General features: G+C 42.2%; 24 protein-coding genes and 5 tRNA genes. 26 read left to right on the top strand and 3 right to left on the bottom strand.

The features are described from left to right. The first annotated feature begins 68 nt into the window (after positions 1 to 68). The 4 genes from ACNORC_RS06450 (at position 69) to ACNORC_RS06465 (ending at position 7,909) form a co-directional block, all read left to right on the top strand. Entirely contained in the window at positions 69 to 3,092 is a 3,024-nt protein-coding gene (locus tag ACNORC_RS06450; protein ID WP_418334808.1) for a tetratricopeptide repeat protein, read from the top strand. Positions 3,093 to 3,119: 27 nt separating this feature from the next. Continuing rightward, positions 3,120 to 4,841 carry a TonB-dependent receptor domain-containing protein gene (locus ACNORC_RS06455; RefSeq protein WP_418334809.1) on the top strand — a complete coding sequence of 574 codons (1,722 nt, stop codon included), beginning with the start codon at positions 3,120 to 3,122 and terminating at the stop codon, positions 4,839 to 4,841. A gap of 234 nt (positions 4,842 to 5,075) precedes the next feature. Beyond that, positions 5,076 to 6,206, top strand: a complete 1,131-nt coding sequence (locus tag ACNORC_RS06460) for a hypothetical protein (protein WP_418334810.1) — start codon at positions 5,076 to 5,078, stop codon at positions 6,204 to 6,206. Between the two features lie 80 nt (positions 6,207 to 6,286). After that, a complete protein-coding gene (locus tag ACNORC_RS06465; RefSeq protein ID WP_418334811.1) occupies positions 6,287 to 7,909 on the top strand; it encodes an amidohydrolase in 1,623 nt (540 codons plus the stop codon). Between the two features lie 49 nt (positions 7,910 to 7,958). Here ACNORC_RS06465 and ACNORC_RS06470 read toward each other — a convergent pair whose 3' ends face one another. Further along, on the bottom strand, positions 7,959 to 8,705 hold the full coding sequence (locus ACNORC_RS06470; protein WP_418334812.1) for a hypothetical protein: 747 nt from the start codon (positions 8,703 to 8,705) through the stop codon (positions 7,959 to 7,961). Between the two features lie 11 nt (positions 8,706 to 8,716). Continuing rightward, complete coding sequence (locus ACNORC_RS06475) at positions 8,717 to 9,445, bottom strand: class I SAM-dependent methyltransferase (protein WP_418334813.1); 729 nt, start codon at positions 9,443 to 9,445, stop codon at positions 8,717 to 8,719. A gap of 26 nt (positions 9,446 to 9,471) precedes the next feature. Between ACNORC_RS06475 and ACNORC_RS06480 the strand changes: the two genes are divergently transcribed. Both ACNORC_RS06480 and ACNORC_RS06485 read left to right on the top strand, forming a co-directional pair. Next, a complete protein-coding gene (locus ACNORC_RS06480) occupies positions 9,472 to 9,966 on the top strand; it encodes a YkgJ family cysteine cluster protein (RefSeq protein ID WP_418334814.1) in 495 nt (164 codons plus the stop codon). Positions 9,967 to 10,089: 123 nt separating this feature from the next. Then, positions 10,090 to 10,461: a four helix bundle protein gene (locus tag ACNORC_RS06485; protein ID WP_418334816.1), complete on the top strand. Its 372-nt coding sequence runs from the start codon at positions 10,090 to 10,092 to the stop codon at positions 10,459 to 10,461. 52 nt (positions 10,462 to 10,513) lie between these two features. Here ACNORC_RS06485 and ACNORC_RS06490 read toward each other — a convergent pair whose 3' ends face one another. Then, positions 10,514 to 11,740 carry an exo-beta-N-acetylmuramidase NamZ family protein gene (locus ACNORC_RS06490; protein WP_418334817.1) on the bottom strand — a complete coding sequence of 409 codons (1,227 nt, stop codon included), beginning with the start codon at positions 11,738 to 11,740 and terminating at the stop codon, positions 10,514 to 10,516. Between the two features lie 9 nt (positions 11,741 to 11,749). Here ACNORC_RS06490 and ACNORC_RS06495 point away from each other — a divergent pair, with 9 nt between their 5' ends. From ACNORC_RS06495 to rplK, 20 genes are all read left to right on the top strand, one after another. Continuing rightward, positions 11,750 to 12,985 (top strand): ABC transporter permease, encoded by a 1,236-nt coding sequence (locus ACNORC_RS06495; protein WP_418334818.1) that lies wholly within the window; start codon positions 11,750 to 11,752, stop codon positions 12,983 to 12,985. 102 nt (positions 12,986 to 13,087) lie between these two features. Continuing rightward, on the top strand, positions 13,088 to 14,068 hold the full coding sequence (locus tag ACNORC_RS06500) for a PLP-dependent cysteine synthase family protein (RefSeq protein ID WP_418334820.1): 981 nt from the start codon (positions 13,088 to 13,090) through the stop codon (positions 14,066 to 14,068). A gap of 97 nt (positions 14,069 to 14,165) precedes the next feature. Next, positions 14,166 to 14,873, top strand: a complete 708-nt coding sequence (locus ACNORC_RS06505) for an SGNH/GDSL hydrolase family protein (protein ID WP_418334821.1) — start codon at positions 14,166 to 14,168, stop codon at positions 14,871 to 14,873. A 67-nt stretch (positions 14,874 to 14,940) separates the two neighbouring features. Beyond that, on the top strand, positions 14,941 to 16,227 hold the full coding sequence (locus ACNORC_RS06510) for a DUF2851 family protein (protein ID WP_418334822.1): 1,287 nt from the start codon (positions 14,941 to 14,943) through the stop codon (positions 16,225 to 16,227). 12 nt (positions 16,228 to 16,239) lie between these two features. Then, positions 16,240 to 16,470 (top strand): PspC domain-containing protein, encoded by a 231-nt coding sequence (locus ACNORC_RS06515; protein WP_418334823.1) that lies wholly within the window; start codon positions 16,240 to 16,242, stop codon positions 16,468 to 16,470. 152 nt (positions 16,471 to 16,622) lie between these two features. Further along, positions 16,623 to 18,707, top strand: a complete 2,085-nt coding sequence (locus tag ACNORC_RS06520; protein ID WP_418334824.1) for an amino acid carrier protein — start codon at positions 16,623 to 16,625, stop codon at positions 18,705 to 18,707. 10 nt (positions 18,708 to 18,717) lie between these two features. After that, the gene (locus ACNORC_RS06525) at positions 18,718 to 19,581 is read left to right on the top strand and encodes a ComEA family DNA-binding protein (protein ID WP_418334825.1); all 864 of its coding nucleotides are present in this window, start codon (positions 18,718 to 18,720) and stop codon (positions 19,579 to 19,581) included. A 65-nt stretch (positions 19,582 to 19,646) separates the two neighbouring features. Further along, positions 19,647 to 20,816: an acyl-CoA dehydrogenase family protein gene (locus ACNORC_RS06530; RefSeq protein ID WP_418334826.1), complete on the top strand. Its 1,170-nt coding sequence runs from the start codon at positions 19,647 to 19,649 to the stop codon at positions 20,814 to 20,816. 149 nt (positions 20,817 to 20,965) lie between these two features. Next, positions 20,966 to 21,160 carry a 30S ribosomal protein S21 gene (gene rpsU / locus ACNORC_RS06535; RefSeq protein ID WP_418334827.1) on the top strand — a complete coding sequence of 65 codons (195 nt, stop codon included), beginning with the start codon at positions 20,966 to 20,968 and terminating at the stop codon, positions 21,158 to 21,160. Between the two features lie 87 nt (positions 21,161 to 21,247). Then, positions 21,248 to 22,147 carry a tyrosine-type recombinase/integrase gene (locus tag ACNORC_RS06540; protein ID WP_418334828.1) on the top strand — a complete coding sequence of 300 codons (900 nt, stop codon included), beginning with the start codon at positions 21,248 to 21,250 and terminating at the stop codon, positions 22,145 to 22,147. A gap of 24 nt (positions 22,148 to 22,171) precedes the next feature. Next, on the top strand, positions 22,172 to 22,477 hold the full coding sequence (gene hpf / locus ACNORC_RS06545) for a ribosome hibernation-promoting factor, HPF/YfiA family (RefSeq protein ID WP_418334829.1): 306 nt from the start codon (positions 22,172 to 22,174) through the stop codon (positions 22,475 to 22,477). A 96-nt stretch (positions 22,478 to 22,573) separates the two neighbouring features. Continuing rightward, positions 22,574 to 22,647: transfer RNA gene (locus ACNORC_RS06550), tRNA-Thr, on the top strand. A 197-nt stretch (positions 22,648 to 22,844) separates the two neighbouring features. Next, positions 22,845 to 22,930, top strand: a tRNA-Tyr gene (locus ACNORC_RS06555). Between the two features lie 144 nt (positions 22,931 to 23,074). Further along, positions 23,075 to 23,147: transfer RNA gene (locus tag ACNORC_RS06560), tRNA-Gly, on the top strand. Positions 23,148 to 23,254: 107 nt separating this feature from the next. Continuing rightward, positions 23,255 to 23,326: transfer RNA gene (locus tag ACNORC_RS06565), tRNA-Thr, on the top strand. Positions 23,327 to 23,384: 58 nt separating this feature from the next. Beyond that, positions 23,385 to 24,572, top strand: a complete 1,188-nt coding sequence (tuf, locus tag ACNORC_RS06570) for an elongation factor Tu (protein ID WP_418334830.1) — start codon at positions 23,385 to 23,387, stop codon at positions 24,570 to 24,572. Positions 24,573 to 24,633: 61 nt separating this feature from the next. Then, a tRNA-Trp gene (locus ACNORC_RS06575) sits at positions 24,634 to 24,706 on the top strand. Positions 24,707 to 24,823: 117 nt separating this feature from the next. Then, positions 24,824 to 25,021, top strand: a complete 198-nt coding sequence (secE, locus tag ACNORC_RS06580; protein WP_418334831.1) for a preprotein translocase subunit SecE — start codon at positions 24,824 to 24,826, stop codon at positions 25,019 to 25,021. Between the two features lie 11 nt (positions 25,022 to 25,032). Next, positions 25,033 to 25,584, top strand: coding sequence for a transcription termination/antitermination protein NusG (gene nusG / locus ACNORC_RS06585; protein ID WP_418334832.1), 552 nt, complete (start codon positions 25,033 to 25,035; stop codon positions 25,582 to 25,584). 76 nt (positions 25,585 to 25,660) lie between these two features. Then, positions 25,661 to 26,098 carry a 50S ribosomal protein L11 gene (gene rplK / locus ACNORC_RS06590; protein WP_380737379.1) on the top strand — a complete coding sequence of 146 codons (438 nt, stop codon included), beginning with the start codon at positions 25,661 to 25,663 and terminating at the stop codon, positions 26,096 to 26,098. Positions 26,099 to 26,109 lie beyond the last annotated feature (11 nt).

Raw genomic sequence — 26,109 nt, forward strand, 5'->3', positions numbered from 1 at the left:
GCCGGGATGGGCGTTATAAGCAAAGAGTTTCTTATATCTTTGAGTCATCAACAAAACCAAACCCTCGAATGAACCATATCAAAACCTATCTTTTTGTTGCCTTCATTTACCTTTCTTTTCCACTTTTTGCCCAACAAACTGCCATTCAATCGAATGAACTGGCCGACTACAACCGGGCGCTTGAACTTTATAACAATCAACAGTACCTGGCTGCTCAAACCCTGTTTGATGAAGTACAGGATGAAGTGACCGATGAAAGGATCAAGGCAAACTGCGCTTATTATATCGCTAATGCGGCTATACGGCTGAATCAGCCGGGCGCCGATGAATTGATGGAAGATTTTGTACAACGATATCCTACCAGTACAAAGACCAACGCCGCTTTTTTGGATGTGGCTGATTATTACTTCAACACGGGGAAATATTCGCTGGCGAGAAAGTGGTATGATACCGTAGACCAGGGAAACCTTACCCGGTCTGAGAAAGAGCGTTTTTATTTCAATAATGGCTATGCCTATTTCAAAGCCAATCAATTTGAGGAGGCCAAAAATTACCTGAACAAGGTAAAGGACTCTAAGAAATATGGAAGTCAGGCGAAATACTACCTGGGTTTCATGGCCTACGAAGGTGATGATTACCAACAGGCGAACGAGCTTTTTGAGGAAGTTAGGGGAGAGGAGCGTTACAGTGAAGATCTTTCCTATTTCCAGGCTGATATGAACTTCAAGCAGGGGAATTTTCAGAAGGCAATTGAACTTGCTTTGCAGCAACTGCCACGAGCAGATCGCAAAGACCGTTCAGAATTGAATAAGATTATTGGAGAGAGTTATTTCAATCTTGGGGAATATGAAAAAGCAATTCCTTATCTGACCGAATATAAAGGACAACGCGGAAAATGGAATAACACCGATTATTACCAGTTAGGCTACGCTTACTTTCAGCAAGGAGATTTCGAAAAAGCCATTTCTGAGTTCAATAAGATCATCGACGGCAGTAACGCCGTGGCACAGAATGCCTATTACCACCTTGCCCAGTCTTACCTAAAGACCGACAAAAAGCAGCAGGCACTTAACGCCTTCAAAAATGCGAGCGAGATGGAGTTCAATAAAGAAATTCAGGCCGATGCTGCACTTAATTATGCAAAGCTGAGTTACGAGATTGGAAACAACTACGCCAGTGTGCCGCAGGTGTTGATCAATTATCTTGAGAAATACCCAAATTCTGCTGCAAAAGAGGAGATCAATGAACTGCTTATCAACTCATTGATCACCTCCAGAAATTATGAGGAGGCAATGCGCCTATTACAGGGTAACCGAAATTTCCAGAACAACGTGGTGTACCAACAGGTGGCTTTCTACCGCGGACTTGAACTGTACAACGAAGGAAATTACAGGGAAGCCATTGAATATTTTGACAAATCTCTTAGCGAGCGCAGGGATCCAAGATTTACTGCTTTAGCGACTTTCTGGAAAGCTGAAAGTGATTTCAATCTCAACAGGTTCCGTGAGGCTCTTGTCGGGTACAGAGAATTTGCAGGTATGAGCGGTGCAAAAGATGCTTCCGAAAGAGAAAACCTGGATTATAATATTGGCTATGCTTATTTTAAGCAGCGCGAATATGGCCGCGCCATAGATTATTTTAAGAAATATGCTGCCAATGCAGATCATGATAATTCCCGTCGCAATGACGCTTATGTGAGATTGGGAGACAGTTATTTTGTGAACAGCAGTTACTGGCCGGCTATGGAAGCTTACAATTCGGCTATCGCATTGAGAGGTTCAGAAAATGATTATGCTTCCTTTCAAAAAGCGATCAGTTATGGTTTCGTTGGAAGAAATCAAACTAAAGTTGACGAGTTAAGAAGTTTCCAAAACCAATATCCACGGTCCTCGTACAGGGATGATGCGGCTTATGAGCTGGGTAATACTCTTATTGCCATGAACCGAACTTCCGAAGGAATGGAAGCCTATAACAGGCTGATCCGTGAAGTTCCGGGAAGTTCATTAGTTCCGAAGGCGCTTCTGAAGCAAGGTTTGATCTTTTACAACAATGATCAGGGAAGTCAGGCGCTGGAGAAACTTCGGAAAGTGGTAACCGATCATCCTGATTCTCCCGAAGCAGTGCAGGCGGTGAAAACAGCCAGGCTGGTGTACATCGATCTTGGTCGTACCGATGAATACGCAAATTGGGTGAAAGATCTCGATTTTGTGGAAGTTACCGATGCCGACCTTGATAATACCACTTTTGAGTCTGCAGAAAAGCAATACAGAGAGAACAATACCCAAAAAGCCATTACTTCCCTCGAGAATTACCTGAACAAATTCCCGAACGGGCTTCATGACCTACAGGCAAATTTCTACCTCGCGCAATTGTATTACAGAGAAGGGAATAAACAAAAGAGTATCCCTAATTACAAATATGTGATCAGCAAGACCACCAGCAATGAATATACAGAGCAGGCGCTGGTGAGATTATCGGAGATCTTCCTTGAGAACAGAAATTATTCCGAAGCTATTCCGGTACTCAAGCGACTTGAGCAGGAAGCAACCTATTCCCAAAATGTCATTTTTGCCCAGTCTAACTTGATGAAATCATACCTGGAAGCCGGGAATTACGACCTGGCGGTGAGTTATGCTGAAAAAGTACTGGCTAACCCGGAAGCGGAGAAGTCGGCCAGAAATGATGCGCAGGTGATCATAGCCCGTTCTGCTATGAAGACAGGAAATGAGGCAAAAGCGCAGAGAGCCTATGCTGAAGTTCAGAAATCGGCAACCGGTGAGCTTGCGGCAGAGGCTTTATACTATGATGCCTATTTCAAACACAAGGCTGGAAACTACCAGGCTTCGAATGATGCGGTGCAAAAGCTGGCGAAGGAATATTCAGGCTATAAATTATATGGCGCCAAAGGACTTTTACTGATGGGTAAAAACTTCTATAAGCTGAACGATGCCTACCAGGCCACTTATATTCTGGACAACGTGATAAAGAATTTCACGCAGTACCCGGATGTGGTGCAGGAAGCCAAAAAGGAACTGGCCCGTATCAAGGCAGAAGAAGCCAAGACCAACGCTTCTGTAGAAACCAACAATTAATTTTCATAAAAAAAACCAAGCCTTCCCATGAAAATCAACTCATTAAGGAACAGTGTCTTTATTATATTTTTCTTAGCCACCGGTTTCCTGTATTCTCAGGAGATCAAAAGTGATTCTATAGTGGTGGTTAGTTCATATACCCCCAGCGTGCATGATGCCTTTAAGATCAAAGAGAAACCTTCGATCACAGATTCGGTGAACCTGGAGAAAAAGACGGTCCAATATTCCATTTTTTCAGTACCCGTAGCTTCGACCTTTACTCCGGCAAAAGGGCGCGCGACCACTGTGGAGCGAGAGCGGCCGCCAAAATTATACGACAATTATATAACTCTTGGCTTTGGAAGCTATAAAAGTGTGCTCGCCGAATTCTATAGTAATCTGGAGATAAACCGTACAGATAACTTCGGAATATTTCTAACTCATAACTCGGCACAGGGAGGTATAGAAAATGTTGTTCTGGATGATAACTATTACGACACAGAACTCAATCTGAATTACTCTTCCCGGGGTCGTGATCTTATCTGGAATATGGATTTTGGAGCCGAACACCAATTGTACAACTGGTACGGTGTGCCAACACCTGCGGACGGTGATACCTGGCCGGAATTTGATCCTCAGCATAATTATCTGAGTGCCTATATTGGCGGGGAAGTAAACCTGGATGACTCTTTTTTCAACCGGGCCAAGGCGAGATATCGCTATTTTAGGGACGATTTCGAATCCGCAGAACATCATTTCACTTTTAAACCGACTCTTGAGTTGCCAATAGGAGGAGAAATATTCAATACCAATTTAGTTCTGGATTTTGTGAATGGTTCTTTTGACAGGGAATACCTTTTTGATGAAGGGATCAACTACAGTTTCTTAAATGTGGGACTGCAATCAGGTCTGGTGATCTTACGCGATGATCTCACCCTGAACCTGGGAGCCGCCGTTTATTATAGTCTGGATACCGAAGCGAGTGATGGTGGGATCTATGTTTATCCGCAGGTTACCGCAAGTTACCGTATGGCCGGCGAATATTTCATCGCCTATGCAGGTTTGGAAGGAGATTTAAAGCAGAACACCTACTATAATTTTGCATCGGAAAATCCATTCCTTTCGCCAACCTTAACCATCAGGCCTACAGATCAGCAATACAACGCCTATGTGGGAGCAAAGGGGAAACTTTCTAACAGTGTAGGATACAACATCCGCGGAGGTTATATGGCAGAAGATGTAAAACCATTGTTCCTTTCCAATCACCCTATACTTGATGCGAATAACCAGCCTTACACCTATGGGAATTCATTTTCGGTGGTGTACGACCAGGTGAAAACAATTTCGGCTTTCGGGGAGTTGAATTTTGATGTGAGTAGCAATTTTAACCTGCGTGTAAACGGTGAATATTTTATTTACGATACAGATCAGCAGCAGGAGGCTTGGAACCTTCCGGACTTTAAAGCCAATCTTCTGGCAGATTATCAAATAACCAAAAACTGGTTTGCAGGAGCTAATTTCTTTTTGGTGGGAGAGCGAAAGGATCTTGAGTATGGTCAAAACGGAACTCCGATCGACTTTGAACCTGTTACTCTTGACGGTTACTTCGACATGAATGCCAATTTGGGATACCGCTTTAATGATCGCCTCTCAATTTTTGCTAAAGGGAATAACCTGCTGGGGGAAAACTATGAAAAATGGAAAGATTATCCTGTTTTGGGCCTTCAGCTGATGGCCGGAGCTACTTATAAATTTGATTGGGGTAGGTAACCCAATGGTGTATAAATATTAAAAAGGCCGGTCATTTGACCGGCCTTATTTTTTGATTTAAAATATTGTATTTTAGAATTTTACAGCTGCAGCAGAAATGTTAAAACATTCTTAACAATTAGATAACATTGGATTCGAATTAGTTTTGAATAGAAGAAGCTATTATTGCATCCTGAAATATAAATCCTGTAAAACGATCTTTTCCTAAGGAGAGATCAGAATCTTTTGAGTTAAATGGCAAAAACAAAATTTACCCGTACTAAAAGGAATAGGCCTTATTTGAACGTGCTTGATTTCATGGTCAAGGAAAAAACTTTCCTGGCCATCGTTATAATAGGTCTTGCTTTAGCAGGGATGCTGGCTGGCCAGGGGCAGGCGGGAATGTGGCTTGGATTTTTCTTTGCTGCGTATGCTACAGTAGCCAATGATAGTATTCAGTCGTTGGGAACCTTTATTGAAAGTAACAAATCTCGAAGTTGGTGGAAATTGTGGCTGTTCATAGGAGGTATCTTTCTAATTACAGTTGCCTTCAGCTGGTTTTATTTTGATGGGGATGTGACCTATCAGCGATTGTTAAAACCTGATGGAACCACGAAATACCCGCACCCGGAAACTTTCAGTTTCTTTCAGATCATAGCGCCGCTGGTATTGCTGATCCTTACCAGGATGAAGATGCCGGTATCTACTACCTTCCTTATTTTAAGTGTGTTTAGTGCAGATACTTCCGGTATTACATCGGTGGTGTGGAAGAGTTGGACAGGATACATTATGGCATTTGTACTTTCCTTCCTTGTTTGGTACTTCTCCTATAATATGATCAAGAAGTATTTTAAAAGCAGGAAATTCAATAATAGCTGGAATGTTATCCAATGGATCGTGAGTGGAACCCTCTGGGGTGTTTGGGTGATGCAAGATGGTGCTAACATTGCGGTATTCCTGCCTCGTCAACTGGACGCAGTACAATTTGGGATTTTTGCCGTTACTATTTTTGCAGGTCTTGGATTGTTGTTCTATTTGCGTGGTGATAAGATCCAGGAGGTGGTAAGTGAAAAAGCGAGGATCTCTGATGTTAGAGCGGCAACATTAGTAGATACTACCTATGTGATCCTGCTAATTTATAAGTTATTTATCAGTACAGTACCTATGAGTACCACCTGGGTATTCCTTGGGGTAATTGGAGGTAGAGAGATTGCCATTAGTTTGGCACGAACTAAGAAAGGACGTAAGCACCGCAAGAAAGCTGGTAAGATGATCTTCAGGGATTTCTCTGCTGCAATGATAGGTTTATTTGTTTCTATCGCACTTGCTGCCGGAGCGAATCCGGATATTAGAAATGCTATTATTGACGCTCTTACTACCTGGTAGTAAAGCTGAATTAATATAAAATGAAAAAGCGCTCAAACCATGGGCGCTTTTTTTATTTTTACCTTTTAATCTTTCAAAACATGCAAAAAACAATTCTGCTTATCTTTTTTGGTCTACTGATCGTTTCCTGCCAGGAACAGGAAGAGGTAGATCTCCTGGTATTGAACGGCAAGGTCTATACAGTAGATGAAGATTTTTCTACAGCCGAAGCTTTCGCAGTGCGCGATGGAAAAATTTTAGAGGTAGGAACTGGCGAAGAACTTCAGAAGAAATACCGCTCAAAGGAAACTATTGATGCCGAAGGCAAAGCCATTGTTCCGGGCCTTATTGATGCCCATGCCCATTTCTACGGATTGGGAATGCAAATGCAAAGAGTGGATCTTACCGGTACTAAGAGTTTTTCCGAAGTGGTACAAAAGATCACCGAGTTTCAAAAGGAAAAGAACACCGATTTTATTGTAGGCCGTGGATGGGATCAAAACGATTGGGATGTAAAGGAATTTCCGGTGAAAGATACACTTGACCTGCTTTTCCCTGATACGCCTGTCGCCATAACCCGTATAGATGGCCACGCTCTTCTTGCCAATCAGGCGGCCCTGGATGCGGCAGGAATTACAACAGAAACTCCTGCGGAAGGGGGAGAGATAGAAGTGAAAGATGGGAAACTTACAGGGATCCTGGTTGATAATCCTATGGCACTTGTGGAAAATGCTATTCCTTCAGCTTCCAAAGAAGCTGAGATAAGGGCGCTTTTAGATGCACAAAAAGAAGCCTTTAGCTACGGACTCACCACAGTGAACGATGCGGGGCTTGATCGCAAAACTATTGAGTTGATCGATAGTCTGCAGCAATCCGGAGCGTTGGACATCCGCATCTACGCAATGATAAGCAATACTCCGGCAAATCTTGATTACTATTTGGGCCGGAAGTTCATTAAAACTCATAAGCTGAATGTGCGGTCAGTCAAATTTTATGCTGACGGCGCACTGGGTTCCCGCGGAGCAGCGTTAAAGCAGCCATATTCTGATAAGCACGATCACTACGGGGCCTTGTTGTCATCAGTAGAAGATTTCAAAAAGATTGCTGCCCGTATTGCGGCCAGTGAATACCAGATGAACACCCATGCCATTGGAGATTCAGCAAATTATATTGTTTTGAAGACCTATGATTCTTTACTTGGAGATTCTGAAGACAGACGCTGGAAAGTGGAGCATTCTCAGGTGATCGATCCGGAGGATTTTCATTATTTCAGTAAGAATATCATTCCGTCGGTGCAGCCTACGCATGCTACCAGTGACATGTATTGGGCAAAAGACCGCCTGGGTGAAGAAAGGGAAAAAGGAGCCTACGCGTATCATCAACTGTTGGACCAGGCCGGAATTATTGCTTTGGGAACTGATTTTCCGGTAGAGAAGGTGAGTCCGTTCCTTACTTTTTACGCGGCGGTGACCCGTAAAGATCTGGATGATTACCCCGAAGGCGGTTACATGATCGAGCAGGCGCTTTCCAGGGAGAACACCTTAAAGGGAATGACGATTTGGGCAGCGTTCAGCAACTTTGAAGAAGATGAAAAAGGAAGTATTGAACCAGGAAAGTTTGCCGATTTTGTCATTTTAGACAGAAATATTATGGAGGTTCCGGAAAATGAGATTCCGAAGACGAAAGTGGAAGCTACTTATTTGGGTGGAAAGAAAGTCTACTAGAGAAGCTTCAAAAATGACATTTTTGAGCCTGTTCTTTGGAGCAGGCTTTTTATTTTCCGCCGTTGGCGATGAGGTCTTCATGACATTTTGAACCCAGTTGCATAGTTCCTTTGCTGAAGTCCAGAGTGGGGGACATTAAACACCCGGACACATTACAGTGCCCCTTTTCTGAAGAATTATTTGGATCCTTATACTCATGAGCCGATTGTGCCGGTGTTCCATTGTTTACAAGACCGAACAAATGTCCGAATTCATGCCGCAGGGTGGTATGTTCGATCGTACTGCGATTGCCGCCTGTTTCCAGGACAGATCTTTCGTAGATAACAATAGAAGTGTTTCGATAGGCAGTTCCGAGGCTTCTTTTATCAATTCCGCCATTTCCGGCAGAAGCCGCGTCATTGGCAGAATAATTATCGGCGAAAAAGATAAAGACTCCGAGATTTGTTCCGGAAGAAAAAACAGACCGGTACGTGCTTTCTACCTGCTTGACCTCCTGCAGGCTGTAATCGCCTACCCCTGGTGAGGGAATGGAATTGGTCACGATCCTTATTCCGTCAGGTTTGTACAGGTAAGTGTTCAAGAAATTTTCAAGTTCGGTGAGCGCAGCTGCCGTAGGTGCAAAACCTTCCACATAGACGATCTCCAAAGTCATGGAAGTGTAGCGATCATCTGTGAGGAAATCCTGCGAGGAGGTTCCTAAAGGTTTCTCGTTCGGGGGGATCTCATCCTTAGCACAACCCGCGAGGATGAACAGGACAACAAAAACTACAGGAAATTTCCTTAGCAGGTTAGACATAGGTTTCACAGTTATTTGAGGCTCAACTTTGCAAGATAATCGTAATGTTCTCCTTTTTTAACGCGTTCGCAAACAAAATTATTCTTTGATGCAGCTAAAGATAATGAATCAAAATCAAGATACAACCAATCAAAAACTTCTGAAGTCTCTCCCTTGTAACTCAGGCTGTAGCTGAGTTCGCCGTAATATCCTGCAGCTGCATCTACCCAAATCCCACCATCTTCATCAGCTTCAAAAAGGTAAATAAGATCTGAAGAATCTATCAAAACCTGGCCACCAGCATTCAGTAATTTCTTCAGTTTTGTGAAAAAACTATCCAGTTTCCGCATTTTTCCCACGATGCCTGTTCCGTTCATGAGCAACAGGATCGTATCGAATTTTTCTTCGGAAAGATCTTCAAAAGAGATATTTTTGGCATCCTTTACACCACGCTTTTTGCAGACTTCTATGGCTCCTTCTGAAGTATCAATAGCCAATACCTCCAATCCTTTCTCATTCTGAAGGTATAGTGCATGACTACCCGCACCACAACCAACGTCTAACACCCTTCCGCGGCAAAGTTGTAAAGCTTTTTTCTCGATCGGAGGCATTTCTTGATAGCTTCGGAAGAGATATTCTACCGGAATTACATCATCATCAAAGTCGGGAGAATGCACTACAATTTCTTCAGAATCATGAGATTCATAATATGCTTTAATGGCTTTTCCGAAGATATCGGGATTGTTTTTTTCGTTGTTCACGCGGTTGTTCTTTATATCTTTGCCGAATGCAGGAAGAGATTGATGGGCTCCCGCAAAGGGCCAAAGATAAGCATAAGGAGAACAAGAAGTTTTTCCAAAAACTTAAAAAGAAGCCGCCAAAAAATTTGGATCGCGAAATGCAGCAGCTGCATGACGAGGAATTTGAAAGAACCGATTGCCTCAAATGTGCCAATTGCTGTAAAACTACAGGTCCGCTTTTTACGAATAAAGACATTGAGCGCATCTCAAAACACTTGCGGTTAAAACCGCAGCAGTTCATTGATCAATACCTCAGGATCGATGAAGATAATGATTATGTGCTGCAACAAGTGCCCTGCACATTTCTTGACGCCGCTAATTACTGTATAATCTACGACGTACGACCAAAGGCCTGCAGCGAATTCCCACACACTAACCGGAAAGATTTTCACAAGATCTCGAATCTTACCATGAAGAACGTGGCGATCTGTCCGGCGGCGTTTAAGATTGTGGAGGAGATGAAGAAGCGGCTACCTCAGTAGTCGCTTTGTTGCAAGTTGCCAGCTGACGGTTGCACGTTGCATGTTGCACGTTTCAAGTTGCTTAATAAAAGAATTGCATTAAAGAAGTGGAAAAAGTAAATTGAGTTACTAATCTTTAAAGCTATGGCCGATTCTTACAATCAACTTGAGATCTTTCAAAAATCAATGGATCTTTTTTATACCACCCATCGCCTTAGCCATACCTTACCAAAACATGAGCTTTATGAGCTTGGCAGCCAAATAAGAAGATCTTGTGACGGAATCAATTCTAACATCGTGGAAGGTTACGGTAGAAAAAGATACAAAGCAGATTTTATTAAATTTCTAGTCTATGCCCACTCCAGTTGTGATGAGACAAAAAATCATTTCAAAAAGTTAACAGTCCTCTATCCGGAACTGGTTAAAGATCATCTATATCTAAAAGAAGAATTCAGTAATCTTAGTGCGAAGATTTACAACTTCATCAAATATGTCGAGAATAATTGGAAGACTTAACCAGAAAAAGGGCGCCTGCAAGATGGAACGTGCAACGTGGAACTTTAAACTTTTACTCGTAGAACAAATACTTCTCCCTAACCTTTGCAAATTCTTCCAGTCCTGATTTCCAGGTCATGCGAATCTCTTCTGCTGTCATGCCGCTTTCTATCTGCTCCTGAAGTTTTGTGGTTCCGGCAAGTTTGGTGAAGAAAGAATTGAAAAATTCCTCTTTTTGAGAAGTATTGTGGTAGGCATCTATAAGCCACTTTAAATTAATACTACTCAAAAATGGACTTTTTGAAAGGTCTTTTCCGTAACAGGTTTTTCCCTGATGTTTCGGATACTTTGCTCCTTCATTAGGCTCAGGTACATAGCTGTAATCATATTTTTCCTTGGGAAGGAAGGGAGAACCAAAGATCTGGAATTGTTTATCAGTTCCACGGCCGGCGTTTACATTGCTTCCTTCAAAGAAACAAAGGCTGGGGTAGAGGTTGATGGCCGTCGCATTCGGCAAATTAGGTGATGGATTTACAGGAAGTTCATACTTAAGATCATGATTGTAGTTCTCCATTTCTATGACCTGCAGGTCAGCCTTCAAACCATTTTTCAACCATTTTTGGCCATTGATCATTCTAGCATATTCGCCAATGGTCATTCCATGAACCACCGGCACCTGGTGCATTCCCACAAAGCTCTGGTGTTCGGGTTCCAAAATGGGGCCGTCAATATAATGTCCGTTGGGATTGGGTCGATCGAATACAATTACCGGAATATTGTTTTCAGCTGCTGCTTCCATCAGGTAGTGCAGTGTGGAGATATAGGTGTAGAAACGGGCTCCCACATCCTGAATGTCAAAAATGAGAATATCGAGATCCTTTAGTTGCTCGGGAGTTGGTTTTTTGTTGTCTCCGTAAAGTGAGATGATGGGCAATCCTGTTTTAGCGTCTTTTCCGTCCTTCACCACTTCCCCCGCATCGGCAGTTCCACGGAATCCGTGTTCGGGAGCAAAAACTTTTCTTATATCCACACCCAATTTCAGTAGGGAATCCACCAGATGGACCGGGCTTTTTTCGGTAGTAATAATGCTGGTTTGATTGCCCACAACACCCACTTTTTTACCTTTTAATAATGGCAGGTAGGCTTCAGTCCTTTCGGCGCCTAAACTTAGATTTTGGGTGTACTTCTCTTCCGAAGTTTTTTTAGTAGCAGTTCCGTTTTTCTGTGAGGAAATGTTTCCGCAGGCGGCAGCCAAAATAAGTAGGAATAAAAATGTACTTTTGAGGAATCTAAAAGTCATAAGCTACTCTTGAATCTGGAATTTTTTATAGCCAAACGCCTTATTAGTGCGAAGCAGCACAAAAGTAGCATTTCGGCCCCAATAATAAAAATAGCCATTGCGGCCATTTCCATTGGGGTGATCATGATGCTGGTGTCTTTTGCGACCGGACTCGGACTCCAGAAGAAGATCCGTGAGAAGATGTCTGCTTTTACCGGTCATATTACTATTTCCAATTACGACAACAACAACTCCAAGATCTCACTTACTCCGGTTTCCAAAGATCAGGATTTCTATCCTGAATTCACTTCGGTAGAAGGGGTGGAGCACGTGCAGGCCACAGCCTATAAAGGCGGCGTCATTCGCACAGCGACCGATTTTGAGGGTATTATTCTGAAAGGAGTGGGTGCCGACTTTAAATGGAGCAATTTTGAAGATTTTCTTGTGGCGGGGGAGCTTCCCGATTATTCTGATGGAGTTTCTGAGGAAGTACTGATCTCTCAGTACATCGCTAACCGATTAGGCTTTAAAGTAGGGGACAAGGTGGTAACTTATTTCCTTCGCGAAGACAGTATGAAAAGTCCGTGGGTGCGAGGGTTTACAGTGAAAGGGATCTACAATTCAGGATTTCAGGAATTTGACGAATTGTATATGCTGGGGGACATCCGGCATATTCAACGAATGAACAGGTGGAATGAGGATGAGATCGGGAATTTTGAAGTTTTTTTAGCAGACTTTGACGACCTGGATGAGAAAGGGCAGGAGATCTATGAAAACACGGGTTCTTTCCTGGATACGCGGACAATAAAGCAGAAGTATTATTCCATTTTTGAGTGGTTATCGCTCTTCGATTTTAATATCGCGCTAATCATTGGAATCATGATCCTGGTGGCGGGAATCAATATGATCACTGCTTTGCTGGTGCTCATTCTGGAACGCACCCAAATGATAGGGATCCTTAAAGCATTGGGAAGTAATGACTGGAGCGTGCGCAAGATCTTCCTGTATAATGCCGGATATTTGATCCTGTTAGGCTTGTTCTGGGGTAATCTCATTGGCCTTGGAATGCTGTACGCCCAAAAATACTTTAAACTGATCCCGTTAAACCCGGAAACTTACTATGTGACCGAAGCCCCTGTTTACATAGGCTGGGAATATATTCTGGGAGTAAACATTGGAACTCTGATCCTGTGTATGCTCATGCTGCTGCTGCCGTCTTACATTATCACCCGTATCTCTCCGGTGAAGGCGATGAAATTCGACTAGGTTCTGTAGGAATCACCTCTCAAAAATGCCATTTTCGGCACTCCTTTTGAAGCCTTTTATAAGCTGCTTTTTTTGTTACCTTTGCAGCCGAAATTTTTTGATATGGAATACGCTGAAAATATACTGGGAACTATCGGAAACACTCCGCTTGTTAAGATCAATAAACTTGCTGAGGAGATTGATGCCCTGGTACTTGCAAAATATGAAACCTTTAATCCGGGAAACTCGGTGAAAGACCGCATGGCGGTGAAGATGATCGAAGATGCTGAAGCTGCCGGACTTTTGAAGCCGGGTGGAACAATTATCGAAGGTACGTCCGGAAATACAGGAATGGGCCTTGCTCTTGCTGCCATCGTTAAAGGTTACCGCATGGTGTGCGTGATGGCCGATAAACAATCAAAGGAAAAAATTGACATTTTACGCGCCGTTGGCAGTGAAGTGGTGGTTTGCCCAACAGATGTGGCACCTGAAGATCCGCGCTCCTATTATTCTACCTCCAAAAGATTAGCTGAAGAAACTCCGAATTCATGGTACGTAAATCAATATGACAACCTTTCCAATACAAAAGCACATTACGAAAGCACAGGACCGGAGATCTGGAAACAGACCGATGGTAAGGTGACGCATTTTGTGGTGGGAGTAGGTACCGGAGGAACTATTTCGGGAGTGGGAAAATATTTGAAAGAGCAAAATCCGGATATTAAGGTGTGGGGAATTGATACCTATGGTTCAGTTTTCAAAAAATATCATGAAACCGGCATTTTTGACGAGAAAGAGATCTATCCTTACGTGACTGAAGGGATCGGGGAAGATATACTTCCGAAGAATGTGGATTTCAGCATTATTGACGGCTTTACAAAAGTGACCGATAAAGATGCGGCTATTTATACCCAGAGACTGGCCAAAGAGGAAGGTATGTTCCTTGGGAATAGTGCCGGTGCAGCGATGAAAGGTTTACTGCAGCTAAAGGATAAGTTCACTAAAGATGATGTGGTGGTAATCCTTTTTCATGACCACGGAAGCCGTTACGTTGGAAAAATGTTCAACGATGACTGGATGCGAAAAATGGGATATATCGAATAATACCCTCCAAAAATGACATTTTTGAAGCCTTTCGTTCTTGCGGAGGGCTTTTTTATTTCGGTTCAAGTCTGTATTTTCGGAAGCTTAAAACCACAGCATGAGAAAATTTACCTGTTTAGCCGTCCTGATCCTGAGCCTGATTTCCTGTAATAATTCTTCGGAAAAAGAGGTACCGGATCCGGTAGTTTATGAAGAACCAATGACCTACCTCGCTCTGGGAGATTCCTATACAATAGGCGAAAGTGTAGCAGAGGAGGAGCGCTGGCCGATGCAGCTGGTTGATAGCCTTCAGAAAAAAGGAGTGAGAATAAGAGACCCAAAGATCATAGCCAAAACCGGATGGACTACAGCAGATCTCTTGGCAGGAATGGATGAGCAACTGGAAAACGGCGTGCGGTATGACCTTGTCTCGATTCTCATTGGAGTGAATAATCAATATCAGGGAAGATCAATAGAAGAATATGAGCAGGAGCTCAGAGTGATCTTTGACCGGGCACTGGCACTTTCATTTCCGGGGAAGGCCGGCGTGTTTGCAGTGAGTATTCCAGATTATGGTGCTACGCCATTTGGGGCTTCAAAGTCTGAAGAGATTGCAAAGGAGATCGAAGAATTTAATGCTGTTTTTCAAAAAGTTGCTTTAGAATATGGTGTGGATTTTTACAACATCACTCCCATCTCAAAAAGGGCAAAAGACGAGCCTTCTTTAGTAGCCAACGACGGACTTCACCCAAGTGGGGAAATGTATAGTCTCTGGGTAGAGGAATTTTTAGATGAAATACTGGCAAAAGTCTCTTCAGAAATTTAACTAAAAGCGGGCGTTTTTAGTTTACTGGTAATCAGTTAGATGTGGGTTAATTATCTATATTTATCTGATGCAGGAAGATTACTTACACTACTTATGGGAATTCCAGAAATGGAAGCATTCTGAACTTTTGAGTTCAAAAGGAATCCCTGTACAGGTGATCTCACCGGGTAATCATAACCACCTTTCAGGACCTGATTTTTTCAACTCCCGCTTACTGATAGGGGAGCAGGAATGGGCAGGAAATGTGGAGATACACCTGAGAGCTTCAGATTGGTATCTCCATGGGCATGAAACCGATCCTGCCTATGACAATGTAATTCTTCATGTGGTGTGGGAACACGACGCAGAGATCTTCCGAAGAGATAATTCTGTCGTCCCTGTACTGGAGCTTAAGAATTTGGTCCCGGAATCTGCTTTGGCCGGTTATCGTCATTTAATAGAAGGGAACTTGCGCTGGATCAACTGCGAGCCCGATTTTTCCACTTTTGATGATTTTATTCTGGACAATTGGTTGGAGAGGTTGTTCTTTGAGCGGCTTGAAGAAAAATCCCGCTTCATTCAAACTCTTCTTGAAAAGGCCGCCGGCGATTGGGAAGAGGTGCTTTATCAGCTTCTATTCAAAAATTTTGGGCTCAACATTAATGGAGAGGCTTTCTTTAGTATTGCAGCTTCAATTCCATTTCAGGTAGTGCGAAAGTGTGGAGTGCAGAGACAGAAGCTCGAGGCGCTTTTTTTCGGTCAGGCAGGAATGCTGGAAAAAGAGGTGCAGGAACCCTATTTTTTGGAGTTGAAGAAGGAATATGAATATCTGAGGAAGAAATTTGATCTGAAAAGAGAAGGTATAATCCCTGTTCGGCATTTTCGATTACGTCCGGACAACTTTCCGGAACTGCGGTTGGCTCAACTGGCATCCGTATACCATTCAAAAAGTTCACTTTTTCAGCAGGTAATCAAAGCTGAAAATTCCACTGATCTTAAAAATCTGTTTTCCTCGGGACCTTCAGATTTCTGGCGAAGCCATTACACCTTTGAAAAAGCTCATTCGCAAAGAAAAAAGCAGCCCACTTCCGCTTTTTTGGACCTGCTGGTGATCAACACTCTGGTGCCGCTTCAGTTCACATACTTCAGGAGCCTTGGGAAAGATATTGAAGACAGGCTTCTGGAAATCATGCAAAGTTTAAAGGCTGAAGATAATTCAGTGATCAAGAAGTATAATATGCTCAGGCCAGGATCCGCAGAAAATGCGTTGCGTTCTCAGGCTTTACTGCAACTCAAGAAAGAATACTGCGATCAAAAACGCTGCCTGCACTGTGCGCTGGGGGTGAATTTATTGAAAAATCAGCAGCAAGTTTAGTATCTTCGCACTATGCAAGACCGAATGTATCAAATACGCAGCTACTTTGAACGACATGGCTTTTACGTGTCATCGAGGTTTGCCGATAAGCTGGGTATGCGCGCGAAAAACGTGCGGCTATTCTTTATTTATCTCTCCTTCGCTACCTTCGGGATTGGTTTTGCCATCTACCTGACCCTTGCCTTTTTGCTGAAGTTCAAAGATATGATCTACGCGAAAAGGACTTCCGTTTTTGATCTGTAGCAATTAAAGAAATTGTCCGAAACCTGTCACATAAAGGCTTCGGTTAACGTTTTCTTTGCAATTTAACTCATGAAAATTTGAAAACGTTAATTTTTTTAGCATCTTGCTTCGCCGTAAAAAACAATCCTAAATTTAAATTTTAAATAGATCTTATGAGAAAGTACTTGCTTTCATTTCTGTTTTCTTTTTCAATTTTAACCATGGTGGCCCAGGAGCTGCAGGTAAAAGCTGAAATTGGAAATCCTTCCAAGGTTATCAATAACGGTTTTATCGAGCTGCAGGTTGAAGGAGGAACTCCGCCATACCAGTACAAATGGTCGAGTCAGCAAACCCCTTTGGACTCTCCGCGTTCTGAAAATCTCGTGGAAGGTGTGCCTTACACCGTGACTGTGACCGATGCTGCAGGAAATAAAGTACAGGAGGAATTTACGGTACCAGCAAAGGCCATTACCGAACATTTTAACGGCACCTTTGCTCCTATAGTGGAAAGCATGGGGAGTGTCCTTTTCTGGGATCCTTTCTCTGCAATTGGAATTTATGATCCTGTTGTTTATGCAGATCAAAAACGAGTGCCTGCACCACGTTGGACTGCCACCGTTGACGCAAAATTTGTGCTGAAGGAATGGTTGCAGCCGGAAGGAACAAGAGTTCAGAAAGGTGATCCTCTAGCTATTGTGTCTAAAGACGGGGTTGATGCCACTGCTTATGCTAATGCTTCCGGTACCTTAAAATATCTTGTAAAAGAAGGAGGAGTTATTTACAACTCTGAAAATAAAGAACACGTTATCGAGCAGGGAGCTCAATACCTGGCAGCTATTCAGTATGATGAGCCAATTGCCCTGGTTCACCCTAACGGTGATCCTCAAACCAAAGATATTCCGTTCATTGTGGTGTGGCTTGTTTTTGGAGCATTATTCTTCACCCTTAGAATGGGCTTTATCAATATTAGAGGCTTCAAACATTCACTTCAGTTAGCTCGAGGAAAATATGACGATCCTAATGCACCGGGACAGGTAACCCACTTTCAGGCTCTTGCTACTGCGGTTTCAGGAACTGTAGGTTTGGGTAACATTGCCGGGGTGGCTGTAGCAGTTTCACTGGGTGGAGCCGGAGCTACTTTCTGGATGATCATTGCAGGACTTCTTGGAATGTCCTCAAAATTTGTAGAATGTACCCTTGGTGTAAAATATCGTTTCATCAACAGCGAAGGCCGTGTTTTTGGTGGTCCTATGAACTATTTGCGTTACGGGCTTGAAAGAAGGAATATGAACGGACTTGGAAAATTCCTTGCCGTATTCTTCGCTATTCTTGCTATTGGAGCTTCTTTTGGAGGTGGTAACATGTTCCAGGCCAACCAGTCTTTTGTGATCCTGGCCGGGCAGTTCCCTATCCTTGAAGGTAACGGATTCATTTTTGGTCTTATCGTTGCTGTAATCGTGGGTATCGTAATTATTGGAGGGATCAGCAGTATTGCAAAAGTTACTGAAAAGATCGTACCTATCATGGCCGCAGTATACGTGCTGGGAGCTTTGACAGTGATCTTTGTGAATATTGAAAATATTGGACCTGCATTCTCAGCTATCTGGGATGGAGCTTTTAGTCCGAGCGCACTAAAAGGTGGAGTCATAGGTGTTCTGATCGTTGGTTTCCAACGTGCAGCTTTCTCCAACGAAGCGGGTGTTGGTTCCGCGGCTATTGCACACAGTGCGGCCAAGACGAACAACCCTCCTTCTGAAGGATTTGTTTCTCTGTTAGAGCCATTTATTGATACAGTCGTAGTTTGTACGCTTACCGCTTTAGTATTGATCTTTACAGGTATGCACGAAGTAGAAGGTGTTGGAGGAGTTGAACTTACTTCAAGCGCTTTTGGAAGTGTGATCTCCTGGTTCCCTTATGTACTCGCAACGGCAGTATTCCTGTTTGCATTCTCTACAATGATCTCCTGGTCATACTATGGAATGAGAGCCTGGACTTACCTTTTTGGAAAGAGCAGAAGAACTGAGCTTGTTTACAAATCCTTTTTCCTGGTGTTTGTAGTAGTTGGAGCCTCAGTAAGTTTAGGAGCTGTACTTGACTTTTCAGATATGATGATCCTTGCGATGTCATTCCCTAATATTATTGGGTTATATATAATGTCTGGAGAAGTGAAAAACGACCTGAACGAATATCTTCGTAAATTGAAATCTGGTCAGCTTTTCCATAAACCTGAAAAAGAGAAAGTGAGAAAGGCTTCTTAAACTTTCAAAAATGAATAATTTTAAATCCCATTTTGCTTTCAATCGAAGTCAGCGAAATGGGATTTTTCTTTTGGTGTTCATTATAGTTGTGTTACAATTGTTGTGGTTCCTTGATCCTTTTGCTTCCGAAGAACCTGTCAACGCGAAAGAGCAGCAGGTGGTGGAGAAGCTTCAGCATCAAATCGACTCGCTTAAACAGATAGCTGTAAAAAAGGATTCTATTTCTTTTCAGCCTTTTAACCCCAATTTCATTTCAGATTATAAAGGTTATCTCCTGGGAATGTCTGTAGAAGAAATAGACAGGCTGCATTCCTATCGAGAAAAGGAACTTTGGGTTAATTCTGCGGAAGAATTCAGGCAGGTAACAGGAGTTTCTGATTCTTTGCTGAAAAAGATCTCACCCTACTTCAAGTTTCCGGAATTTGCTTCGGTTTCACCGAAAAAGAATAATACTCAAAAAGGGCATTTTTCAGTAGTATCCAAAAATGACATTAATTCTGCTACTTCCGAAGATCTAAGGAAGATCAACGGAATTGGAGAAAAACTATCAGCCCGGATTATCAATTACCGCCAAAGCCTTGGAGGTTTTAGAGGAATGATCCAGGTGCATGATGTATACGGACTTTCCCCGGAGGTGATTGGGAGGGTAGAAGAGCGGTTTGACGTAAAGAACAGTCTTCCCAGGCTGAATATTAATACGGCAACAGTGATCGAGCTTTCAGAACTGCCGTATTTCAATTACGAACTTGCCAGAGAGGTAATTTCTTTTCGGAAAAACAGGGATTCCATTACTTCCTTCGAGGAGCTGCGCCAGATTAAGGGATTTCCGGTTGAAAAATTAGACAGAATTAAATTATATTTGGCGATCGACTAAGGAACTATTCATTCCTTATCCCCCGAAAAATTCAGATTAAAAAAATTAATCCAGACGAAACATTTATGAATAGCAGATATTTTACAGAAGAACATGAACTTTTCCGGAAAAGCTTTCAGGAGTTTTTGCAAAAGGAAGTTGTGCCTCACATTGAGAAATGGGAAAAAACCGGAACCATAGAGCGTTTTATCTGGAAGAAATTCGGAGACATGGGGTATTTCGGTCTTAATTATCCTGAGCAATACGGTGGACTGAACCTTGATGTTTTCTATACGGTGATCTTTCTGGAAGAACTACAGAAGATCAATTCGGGAGGTTTTGCGGCGGCTATGTGGGCGCATGCTTACCTTGCGATGACGCACGTTGCAAAAGAAGGAGATGAAGCTATTAAAGAAAAATACCTCGCAGGAAGTATTTCTGGAGATCTTATAGGTTGTCTTTGTATCTCTGAACCTTCAGGAGGATCTGATGTGGCCGGGATGAGAACTACTGCCGTTAAAAAAGGTGATAAATACATCCTTAACGGTTCGAAAACTTTTATAACAAACGGGGTTTATTCCGATTACCTGGTGGTGGCAGCAAAGACCAATCCTGAGCTTAAGGGCAAAGGGATGAGTATTTTTATTGTCGATCGTGACACGCCGGGTATTTCAGCGACTAAACTCGATAAGCTGGGCTGGAGAGCTTCAGATACTGCAGAGATCGCTTTTGATAATGTAGAAGTTCCTGCTGCGCATCTTATGGGTGAAGAAGGAAAAGGATTCCCTTACATCATGCAGCATTTTGCTTTTGAAAGGCTGATAATGGGAATCAATGCGCATGCAAGAGCAGAATTTGCACTGGATTATACCTTAAAATATATGAGCGAAAGGGAAGCTTTTGGCAGCACGATAGATAAATTCCAGGCGCTACGTCACCGCATTGCCGATATGGCCAGTGAAGTGGAAATGGCTAAAGAATTTAATTACTCCATTGCCGAAAGAATGGAAAGGGGAGTATATGTGGTGAAAGAAGCCAGTATGTCAAAACTTCTTTCCACAAAAATAGCTGACCAGGTTATTTATGACTGTCTTCAGTTCCTGGGTGGGTATGGTTATATGGAAGATTATCCGCTTGCGAGGTTGTCAAGGGACAGCAGGCTGGGTCCTATTGGTGGAGGAACCTCTGAGATCTTGAGAGAGATCATTGCCAAGATGGTGATCGATAAAAAGGAGTACAAGCCGGCGGCGAAGTAATTAAGTGTTACATGTTCCAGGTTCCATGTTATTAGATTTGGAGTTTGGTACTTTAATTTTTGGAACTTTTTTAAAATTATATTGTGAGATTGTAATTAAGGATTATCTTTGCAGCTCGAAAACAATTTCTAAAGAAAGGAGGTGACACTATGTTAATTATACCAGTTAAAGACGGAGAAAATATTGATAGAGCGCTGAAGCGTTTCAAACGTAAATTTGATCGTACAGGGACAATGCGTCAGTTGAGAGATCGTCAGCATTTTACTAAACCGTCAGTAGAACGTAGGGCTCAAATCCAAAAAGCTGAATACATCCAGCACTTAAGAGATCAGGAAGAGATCTAGAATCAATTCCTAAGCCTGGTTCTTAGGTATATAATATTAACTGTTGATAGATAAAAGTTTCTAACTTTGTCTGTCAACAGTTTTTTTATGCTCCAAACCCGGTTTTTTGAATATCTCGAACTTGAGAAGAATTACTCTTCTCATACTATTACTGCTTACCAAAATGACCTGGGTTCTTTTACTGAGTTCTTAAAAATGGAATTCGGAGAAGAAGATCTTCGGCGGGTGGAATACCGGCACATAAGGTCATGGATAGTGACACTGGTGGAAAGCGGGCTTTCCAATAACAGCATCAACCGGAAAATATCTTCGCTTAAGGCCTTTTACAGATTTCTTCAGAAGACACGGGAGTTGGAAATTTCCCCTCTTGCAAAACACCGGGCTCTCAAGGTTTCACGAAAGCTGCAGGTGCCATTTTCTGAAGATGAAGTTACCCGTGCCTTATACGCAGAAGCAGGGGAAGGTTTTGAAGCTCTTCGGAATAAATTAATGGTGGAGTTATTCTATTCAACCGGAATACGGCGCAGTGAACTTATTAATATCCGCCTTAAGGATATCGATCTTGGTAACTCTCTTCTGAAGGTTACCGGAAAGGGGAATAAAGAGCGCTACATTCCTTTGCTACCTCTTGTTAAAACTTCTGTCGAGGCTTATTTGCCGGAGCGTAAAGAGGTGGAAAATGCCGATTCTCAAGGCTTTTTATTCCTCACGAAGAAGGGTGTTAAAACCTACGATTCGCTTGTCTATAGAACAATTAATAATTATTTTAGAGGTATCTCGAGTAAGTTAAAACAAAGCCCGCACATCCTGCGGCATTCTTTTGCTACTCACTTACTGAACCAGGGTGCTCATTTAAATGCTGTAAAAGAACTTTTAGGACATTCCAGTCTCGCTGCTACCCAGGTTTACACCCATAACAGTATGGCTGAGTTGAATAAAGTTCACCTGAAGGCACACCCGCGGAACAGGAAGAAGGGATCTCGTTAATTGTTTAACTAAACCTCAAATTTTATGAAAGTCAACGTACAATCCGTAAACTTCCATGCAGATCAAAAACTGGTAGATTTCATTCAGCGAAAATTGGACAAGCTGGAGAATTATTATGACAATGTGATCTATGCCGATGTGTATCTAAAGGTTCAAAACACCAGTGAAAAGGAAAACAAGATTTCCGAAATTCTATTGAGTATTCCGGGAGACGAGATCATCTGCAAAAAGAAGGGTAGGCGGTTTGAAGTAGGTGTGGATGAATGCGTTAGTTCCCTGGTGCGCCAGCTACAAAAACGAAAACAAAAATTTAATGCTCAGGTAGCTTAAAATATTTTTAAGAAATGTTTTGAGAACTGAATAAAATTAATACATTTGCAGTCCGTTAGAAATAGCGGACTTTTTTTGTGAAAAAGGTTGTGAAAGGCCGATGTAGCTCAGCTGGCTAGAGCAGCTGATTTGTAATCAGCAGGTCGTGGGTTCGAGTCCCTCCATCGGCTCTGAAATTTTGAAAAAAGGAAGTTTTTATCAGGCTAAGAATTTGATCTGATAATGTTTAAAAAAGCTTCTTTTAGAGTTCTTAAAATTTTGAATAAAAAGCTTTGGAAGATAGTTTTATTTTCTATTAATTTGCGGCTTCAAAAAACAAGCCAATCCGAAGTGATGGTTCTGTGAAATATTGGAAAAGGTAAAAATTGGGGAGATACTCAAGCGGCCAACGAGGACAGACTGTAAATCTGTTGTTTTTTAACTTCGCAGGTTCGAATCCTGCTCTCCCCACCAAGAATTTTCAAGAGATTGCTTAGAAATTTTACTTTCTTAAGCGATCGAATGAAAAGGCTTTAGTAAGGGTTCATCCTTACAGGATCATTTTCTGAAGGAAAATAATCCATACATCCAACAGAAGTATTTTATGCTTCAATTAATGCGGGAGTAGCTCAGTTGGTAGAGCGTCAGCCTTCCAAGCTGAATGTCGCCGGTTCGAACCCGGTCTCCCGCTCAAAGACAGATCTCGTGAAAACGCAGATCTTGTCTTGTGAAGTTTAGTGAATAAACCCGCTAGATTTTGTCTCCATAAAGTTCAACTTCTTGGAGATATGCTTTTTTGCCGACGTAGCTCAGGGGTAGAGCGTTTCCTTGGTAAGGAAGAGGTCACGGGTTCAATTCCCGTCGTTGGCTCTAGATTTTGTATAAAATTGAACACTAATATATAACTAAGATTAAATAAGTATTAATTATGGCAAAGGAAACTTATGATCGTTCCAAACCGCACCTTAACATAGGTACAATTGGACACGTAGATCACGGAAAAACAACTTTAACAGCTGCTATTACTAAGGTAATGGCTGATGCTGGTTATTCAGAAGCTAAGTCTTTTGATCAAATTGATAACGCTCCGGAAGAAAAAGAAAGAGGTATTACTATCAACTCTTCACACGTAGAGTATTCTACAGCTAACCGTCACTACGCTCACGTTGACTGTCCAGGTCACGCGGATTACGTAAAGAACATGGTTACTGGTGCTGCTCAAATGGACGGTGCTATTCTTGTGGTTGCGGCTACAGATGGTCCAATGCCACAAACTCGTGAGCACATCCTTCTAGGACGTCAGGTAGGTATTCCAAGAATCGTAGTATTCTTGAACAAAGTTGACATGGTTGACGATGAGGAGCTGCTTGAGCTAGTTGAAATGGAAGTTAGAGATCTTCTTTCTTTCTACGAATATGATGGTGATAACGGTCCTGTAATTTCAGGTTCTGCTCTTGGGGCGCTTAACGGCGAGCAAAAGTGGGTTGACACTGTTTTAGAGCTTATGGAAGCTGTTGATAGCTGGATCGAATTGCCACAGCGTGATGTTGATAAGCCATTCTTGATGCCTATCGAAGACGTATTCTCTATTACTGGTCGTGGTACTGTTGCTACTGGTCGTATCGAGACTGGTGTTGCTAACACTGGAGATCCTGTAGAGATCATTGGTATGGGAGCTGGGAAACTTACTTCTACTGTTACTGGAGTTGAGATGTTCCGTAAGATCCTTGATAGAGGTGAAGCTGGAGATAACGTAGGTCTTCTTCTTAGAGGTATTGAGAAAACTCAGATCTCTAGAGGTATGGTAATTACTAAGCCAGGATCTGTAACTCCACACGCTAAATTTAAAGCTGAGGTTTATATCCTTAAAAAAGAAGAAGGTGGACGTCACACTCCATTCCACAACAACTACCGTCCACAGTTCTACGTACGTACAACTGACGTAACTGGTACAATTAACCTACCAGAAGGTGTTGAAATGGTAATGCCAGGTGATAACCTTACTATTACTGTAGATCTTATCCAGCCAATCGCAATGAACGTTGGTCTACGTTTCGCTATCCGTGAAGGTGGTAGAACTGTAGGTGCTGGTCAGGTAACTGAGATCCTAGACTAGTAAATAGTTATAAATATAAAAGTTGAGGTATTCATTCCGGTGAATACCTTGACTTATATTTACGGGTTTAGCTCAGTTGGTAGAGCACTGGTCTCCAAAACCAGGTGTCGGGAGTTCGAGTCTCTCAACCCGTGCTTTAGGAATTGGTTGTAAAAACCGCTTTTTCAAATAATATTGATCAATTTTTAGGCAGTAATGATTCTCAGGATGCCTGCACTAAGCAAAAGCTTTAGTGAGTTAAATTTTATACCATGGCAGGAATAGCAAATTACATTACAGAATCATATAATGAGTTAAAGAACCATGTTACCTGGCCAACCTGGCCAGAGGCACAACGTCTTACTATTGTGGTGGTTGTTTTCTCGGTTCTTTTTGCCTTAGCGATCTGGGGTGTTGATACTGTGTTTAGTTCGGTGATCGAGCAATATTTTGAGTGGCTTAAATCATAAATTGTATTGCTATGGCAGAGGTGAAAGATAAAAAATGGTATGTAGTTCGTGCCGTAAGCGGACAAGAAAATAAAGTGAAGGAATATATTGAGCGGGAGATCGCTCATGAAGGACTGGAAGATTTTATTGATCAGGTTCTTGTTCCAACTGAAAAAGTAATTCAAATCCGTAACGGTAAGAAGGTGAACAAAGAAAGAGTTTACTTTCCGGGTTACGTGATGATTCTTGCCAATATAGGTGGGGAAGTTACCCACATCATCAAATCTATAAATGGTGTTATCGGATTTTTAGGAGAGACAAAAGGAGGAGATCCTGTGCCGCTCAGAAAATCTGAAGTGAACCGAATGTTAGGTAAAGTAGACGAGCTTTCTGTAAAAGCAGACAATGTTGCTATACCATTTACCATTGGGGAAACTATTAAGGTTATTGACGGTCCTTTCAACGGGTTCAATGGAACGGTTGAAAAAATCAATGAAGAAAAGCGTAAGCTTGAAGTAATGGTGAAGATCTTCGGAAGAAAAACACCATTGGAATTGAGCTACATGCAGGTAGAAAAAGTATAATAACTGTTACACACACATATTTTCGATAGTTTTAGTCTGCTTCCACTAATAAAACTATCAACTTAAATTTAGAAAAATGGCAAAAGAAGTAAGTAAGGTTGTTAAGTTACAAGTTCGCGGAGGTGCTGCTAACCCTTCACCACCAGTTGGACCAGCTTTAGGTGCTGCCGGGGTGAATATCATGGAGTTCTGTAAGCAGTTTAATGCCAGAACCCAGGATAAACAAGGTAAAGTATTACCTGTTGTTATCACTGTATACAAAGACAAATCATTTGACTTTGTGATCAAAACCCCTCCGGCTGCAGTACAGATATTGGAAGCTGCGAAGGCTAAAAAAGGGTCTGGTGAACCAAACCGTAAGAAAGTAGCTAGTGTTTCTTGGGATCAGGTAAGAGCCATTGCTGAAGATAAAATGCAGGATCTAAATGCATTTACAATTGAGTCTGCAATGAAGATGGTGGCAGGAACAGCAAGATCTATGGGAATTACTGTAAAAGGACAAGCACCTTTTTAATCCAAAAAGAA

It is taken from the genome of Salinimicrobium soli (assembly GCF_048323655.1).
GTDB classification, from domain to species: Bacteria; Bacteroidota; Bacteroidia; order Flavobacteriales; family Flavobacteriaceae; genus Salinimicrobium; species Salinimicrobium soli.

Coding starts and splice junctions, on each gene's coding strand:
- ACNORC_RS06450 (WP_418334808.1), top strand. CDS start 69: ATGAACCATATCAAAACCTATCTTTTTGTTGCCTTCATTTACCTTTCT.
- ACNORC_RS06455 (WP_418334809.1), top strand. CDS start 3,120: ATGAAAATCAACTCATTAAGGAACAGTGTCTTTATTATATTTTTCTTA.
- ACNORC_RS06460 (WP_418334810.1), top strand. CDS start 5,076: ATGGCAAAAACAAAATTTACCCGTACTAAAAGGAATAGGCCTTATTTG.
- ACNORC_RS06465 (WP_418334811.1), top strand. CDS start 6,287: ATGCAAAAAACAATTCTGCTTATCTTTTTTGGTCTACTGATCGTTTCC.
- ACNORC_RS06470 (WP_418334812.1), bottom strand. CDS start 8,705: ATGTCTAACCTGCTAAGGAAATTTCCTGTAGTTTTTGTTGTCCTGTTC.
- ACNORC_RS06480 (WP_418334814.1), top strand. CDS start 9,472: ATGCAGGAAGAGATTGATGGGCTCCCGCAAAGGGCCAAAGATAAGCAT.
- ACNORC_RS06485 (WP_418334816.1), top strand. CDS start 10,090: ATGGCCGATTCTTACAATCAACTTGAGATCTTTCAAAAATCAATGGAT.
- ACNORC_RS06490 (WP_418334817.1), bottom strand. CDS start 11,740: ATGACTTTTAGATTCCTCAAAAGTACATTTTTATTCCTACTTATTTTG.
- ACNORC_RS06500 (WP_418334820.1), top strand. CDS start 13,088: ATGGAATACGCTGAAAATATACTGGGAACTATCGGAAACACTCCGCTT.
- ACNORC_RS06505 (WP_418334821.1), top strand. CDS start 14,166: ATGAGAAAATTTACCTGTTTAGCCGTCCTGATCCTGAGCCTGATTTCC.
- ACNORC_RS06510 (WP_418334822.1), top strand. CDS start 14,941: ATGCAGGAAGATTACTTACACTACTTATGGGAATTCCAGAAATGGAAG.
- ACNORC_RS06515 (WP_418334823.1), top strand. CDS start 16,240: ATGCAAGACCGAATGTATCAAATACGCAGCTACTTTGAACGACATGGC.
- ACNORC_RS06520 (WP_418334824.1), top strand. CDS start 16,623: ATGAGAAAGTACTTGCTTTCATTTCTGTTTTCTTTTTCAATTTTAACC.
- ACNORC_RS06525 (WP_418334825.1), top strand. CDS start 18,718: ATGAATAATTTTAAATCCCATTTTGCTTTCAATCGAAGTCAGCGAAAT.
- ACNORC_RS06530 (WP_418334826.1), top strand. CDS start 19,647: ATGAATAGCAGATATTTTACAGAAGAACATGAACTTTTCCGGAAAAGC.
- rpsU (WP_418334827.1), top strand. CDS start 20,966: ATGTTAATTATACCAGTTAAAGACGGAGAAAATATTGATAGAGCGCTG.
- ACNORC_RS06540 (WP_418334828.1), top strand. CDS start 21,248: ATGCTCCAAACCCGGTTTTTTGAATATCTCGAACTTGAGAAGAATTAC.
- hpf (WP_418334829.1), top strand. CDS start 22,172: ATGAAAGTCAACGTACAATCCGTAAACTTCCATGCAGATCAAAAACTG.
- tuf (WP_418334830.1), top strand. CDS start 23,385: ATGGCAAAGGAAACTTATGATCGTTCCAAACCGCACCTTAACATAGGT.
- secE (WP_418334831.1), top strand. CDS start 24,824: ATGGCAGGAATAGCAAATTACATTACAGAATCATATAATGAGTTAAAG.
- nusG (WP_418334832.1), top strand. CDS start 25,033: ATGGCAGAGGTGAAAGATAAAAAATGGTATGTAGTTCGTGCCGTAAGC.
- rplK (WP_380737379.1), top strand. CDS start 25,661: ATGGCAAAAGAAGTAAGTAAGGTTGTTAAGTTACAAGTTCGCGGAGGT.